This window comes from Hydrocoleum sp. CS-953 (assembly GCF_002260545.1).
Classification (GTDB): Bacteria; Cyanobacteriota; Cyanobacteriia; order Cyanobacteriales; family Microcoleaceae; genus Trichodesmium.
The window spans coordinates 1-3,000 of the sequence record NZ_LGSU01000404.1 but is presented as its reverse complement, the minus strand read 5'-3'; the positions used below and the strand labels follow the sequence as shown (position 1 = coordinate 3,000).

Below are 3,000 nucleotides of genomic sequence, written 5' to 3'. Positions count from 1 at the left end.
ACCAAAAATGATTTTGTTACTGAATTTTACAACTCTAGCTGATCTTAAACAGGACTTACGCAAAGGTACTATGTATAGAGTTAAAAAACTATTGCGTCATAGTTTTGAACTCTATATATAGCGTTTATGCGTAAGTCCTATTAAAATAAAGAGCAAGTTGATTTTCTGGATAGGTCTAATATAGAAAAGTTTAATATTAAACGGGACTTACACAGAGAAACTATAGCGCTATAGTTTCTCTGTGTTGAAAAATCAAAAATGCGTAAGTCCTGGAAAAATTAGAATCATAATTTAGGGATAATTGTACCTAATATTAAATATATTNATTAAACGGGACTTACACAGAGAAACTATAGCGCTATAGTTTCTCTGTGTTGAAAAATCAAAAATGCGTAAGTCCTGGAAAAATTAGAATCATAATTTAGGGATAATTGTACCTAATATTAAATATATTAAATCGGGTAGCATCGGTGTAATTAGATAGTTAATCTAGGAGTCAGGAGTCAGGAGAAAAGAGAATTTAGAAACATTTGCTCTTTAGGTGAAGATGAAAATTTTTTTATACCGAATTAAGCGGATTTGATATAACTCCTACACTATCAATTATTATCCTAGACTTCTATAACGCACTGCCGAATTTAGCCGAAAGTTAAAAATTCTGGCTTGAAGATCATTACCAACCCAAAAAAGAGCATGAATGTTCCTCCAATTAACTTAAGTATTCTTCCCTGACTTTCACTCAGTCTTGAGGATTTGAAGGAATAAATAAAATTCAATAAAATTGCTAGGAGAGGAATTATATAGATTAAAGCATAAATTCCTGTCCAGAATGAAAAACAAAGCCAAACATTTTCTTGGCAGTATTGAATCAAAGTTGTCATATAAACTGCGGGAAGAATTGCAGTACATCCTAATTCGACAATATTGACAAATATAGCTAACAAAATTGTTCCGCCCAAGGCAGCTAAAAACATTTTCTTACTACCCTGAGAATTTTGTAGTTTACGAGCAATTTCCCTCGCTTTTTTACTAATAGATAACTGTTGTTTTTCAGATAGAGAAAGAGAAAATGCTTGTTTAAAAAAGAAGTAATCTTTAATATTAATTAATCCTGCTAAAGTAATAATTACTCCTAGTACGAGCATAAAGATAGTTCCATATTTGTCGAGAAATACAGAACCTACTAGAATCATAATCATAATAAAGAGAAAATACATCACCCCTGAAGTAGCCACAAAAGTAGAACCAATCAGCGTCATATCTCTCCTGCTTTTGGTATAACTCAGTAATGATAAGAGAATAATTAGGACAGTAAAAGCACAAGGGTTAAAGCCATCAGCTAGAGCAATTGTAGATACAAATAAGGGAAAAGGAAGTCCTTGAGCGAATTGTTTAATAATGGCATCTGGGGTGAAGGTAATAAAGAAAAATAAGCTGATAATAATCGTAGTAATTAATCCGCCAAACCAATATCTTTTTCTTTGCTCATTATTGAGTTTTTTGTTAAGCAGTGGATAGCTGCATAAATATAAAATTGGCAAGAAAATAATATACCAGGGAAGTTGAATTTGTTTGTCTCTTCCTGGAATATTAACGATGTATCCTAATTCTGTTTCTATGGCTTGAATAATTTGGTTTCGGTAGCCGATATAACCCTTATATACAGAATTATATTCCAATTCTCCCTCGGTTTCGCTATAACCAATAAAATTTTTGTCGCCAATAAATGTTCTGGGAACTGCTTGAGAGGTAATCTGATATTTTGCCAGAAATTCTTGCCATATTTGGGGGTTTTGACTGACTTCAAATGAGTTAACTTTAACCTCTTCATTCTGTTTATCAATATATTCCATTAGAGGTTTTTGTTTGGCACAATGAGGACAGGTTTTAGAGTAAAAGAAATAGATATCTAATCCCTTTTCTGCTGCTTGAGCTACAGGAGCAAAAATAGTCAAGCTGACAAGCAGAATGAGCGTTAACAAGATTTTGAAGATATATTTTGCCTTCATTTTTTCAATTTTTGGTGGTGTTATGTTTTGACTCCCATATTAAGTATTGGGAGACAGAATAATTATCTTTATCTTTATCTTGACTCTGTACTAGCACTTTCTTCCCTGATTAAGAGACTGGAGAGTAAAATAATTATTAGGAGAGCACGCGAAGTGACTAAAATCTAAAAGCGGTAATACTTCAAGGGATTGAAAGAAGGTAGATAGAGAAGTATTCAGTACATATATTCCTAGATTTAATAGCGACAAATATTTGTCTTGATTTCTTCAGACCTCCATACCTGTTCCCAGTTAAGTGTTCCCTATCTCCTTTTTATATTTGCTGATACATTCAATCTCTAAACTATTTTATAATTAATTTGACCAGAAAATCAGGTCTTAAGTTTCCCTTTAAATGAGATAAAAAAAAGAAAAAATAAAATTCAGTATTTCCAGCTATCCTATTGTATGAGGTACTGATAACTGATGAATGAAATAACCTACTTACCGAAAAATTAAGTTATAAAGCCTCTCCATTCATGGAGAAAAACGGTCGTTTCAGCTATCGCCGAAATGCCATATCCAATCGAGTAAAAGAAGAAAAATAAATCCTTTTAGTCAATCCTCTTCTTTATAAGAATGAGGTGATAATGAATTGTTAATTATTAATTGTTGAATTATATCTATCTACCATAAATTTAGTAACTATTTTAGGACTATTAGCAGGCAGCTTAACAACTATTTCGTTTTTACCTCAAGTTATCAAAACTTGGCGAACTCGCTCGACAAAAGATATTTCCTGAGAAATGTTTGCTATTTTCTGCTCTGGTGTTTTGTTCTGGATAATTTATGGCATCCTGGTTAAAGATATACCAATCATTTTTACTAATGTTGCTACGTTGAGTTTAGCTTCACCAATTTTATTCTTTAAACTTAAATATAAATAGTCAAATAGACTTTTTATGCAGGAATAATTTGACAAAATAAATAATATTCACGCTGTCGCCGTAAC

The 3,000-nt window shown here is 31.9% G+C and carries 2 protein-coding genes; one reads left to right on the top strand and one right to left on the bottom strand.

Annotated features, from left to right (window positions below; all coding sequences use genetic code 11):
- Nucleotides 1-638: 638 nt before the first annotated feature.
- On the bottom strand, nucleotides 639-2,009 hold the full coding sequence (locus AFK68_RS03955) for a thioredoxin family protein (protein WP_143437490.1): 1,371 nt from the start codon (nucleotides 2,007-2,009) through the stop codon (nucleotides 639-641).
- A gap of 647 nt (nucleotides 2,010-2,656) precedes the next feature.
- Here AFK68_RS03955 and AFK68_RS43260 point away from each other — a divergent pair.
- Entirely contained in the window at nucleotides 2,657-2,791 is a 135-nt protein-coding gene (locus AFK68_RS43260) for a SemiSWEET family sugar transporter (RefSeq protein ID WP_371357221.1), read from the top strand.
- Nucleotides 2,792-3,000: the final 209 nt, after the last annotated feature.